At 68.0% G+C, this 1152-nt stretch carries 2 protein-coding genes; one reads left to right on the top strand and one right to left on the bottom strand.

What is annotated here, in order from left to right:
- Window positions 1-416, top strand: a 416-nt coding sequence (locus MOV74_RS38620; RefSeq protein WP_404979235.1) for a DNA-3-methyladenine glycosylase family protein, incomplete at its 5' end; no start/stop codon positions are given.
- A gap of 97 nt (window positions 417-513) precedes the next feature.
- Here the strand turns inward: MOV74_RS38620 and MOV74_RS38615 are convergent.
- Window positions 514-1152 (bottom strand): LysR substrate-binding domain-containing protein (locus tag MOV74_RS38615; RefSeq protein WP_246932808.1); only part of this gene is annotated, 639 nt, incomplete at its 5' end.

Here is a 1152-nt window from a genome sequence, read left to right as displayed (position 1 = left end):
TGGGCCGCGCCCGCACCGACCGGCTGGGGCGGCTCGGGCTCTCGGCCGCCAAGATCAAGACGCTGAAGCATCTCGCGCGCGAGATCCGCGCGCAGCGGCTGAACCTCGACGTGCTCGCCGAGGAAGATGCCGACGCTGCGCATCACACGCTGATCGCGCTGCCCGGCATCGGCCCCTGGACCGCGGACGTCTATCTCCTGTTTTGCCTCGGCCATGGCGATGCCTGGCCGGCCGGCGACCTCGCCGTGCAGGAAGCCATCAAGATCGGCCTCGGCCTTCAGGCGCGGCCGACGGAGAAGCAGATGGCGCCGCTCGCCGAACCCTGGCGCCCCCTGCGCGGCGCGGCGGCGCATTTGTGGTGGAGCTACTATCGCGCGGTAAAGAAGCGCGAGGGCGTGCTCGCAGGGTCAAACTAAAGCGCGATGCGATTAGGCTAAATCACCATCGCGCTTTAGGTTATTGTCTGAGCATGATCTTTTCGGAAAACCGCTGCGCACTTTTCCGGATCATGCTTTAGCCGCGCAGCCGCTCGCGATCGGCGCGGGCGCATTCGGCCACGAAGTCGATCACGGCTCGCACCGCAGGGAGCTCGACGAGGTCGGGATGAGCCAGCAGCCACAGGTCGGCCACGCTGGCGAGCTTCTGCGGAGCGACGCGCACGAGGTCGGAATAGCTCTCCGCAACGAAGCACGACAGCGCGGAAATTCCGATCCCGGCGCGGACCGCCGCCAGCATGTCGCCCTGCGACGAGCAGCGCATCACGATCGTGCCCTGGCGCGTGATCGCGTCGCTCCATCGTGCAAGCTGCGCGTTGGAATCCTGGTCGGCAAAGCCGATCACGCTGTGCCCCTTCCACTCGCCGCTGCGCTCCGGCAGGGACCGGCCGGCGGCATAGTCGCGCGAGGCATAGAAGCCGGTGCCGAGACGGCCGATCTTGCGGCCGACCAGATTTTCCTCGCCGCTGTCGAGCGGCCGCAGCACGACGTCGGCTTCCCGGCGCCGCACGCTGGCCGGAAACGGATGGGTGATGATCTCGAGCCGGATGTGATCATGTGCGCCCAGAAAGGCGTGGAGCCGGGGCATCAGCCAGTGTGAGGCCAGCGTCGCCCCGATCGACAGCTTGACCGTGCCGCGCGCCTTGCGCCCGCCGGC

The sequence above is a fragment of the Bradyrhizobium sp. SHOUNA76 genome, from assembly GCF_023006445.1.
Taxonomy (GTDB): domain Bacteria; phylum Pseudomonadota; class Alphaproteobacteria; order Rhizobiales; family Xanthobacteraceae; genus Bradyrhizobium.
Note: the sequence above shows the minus strand (reverse complement) of the source record. Positions and strands in the feature narration are given on the sequence as shown.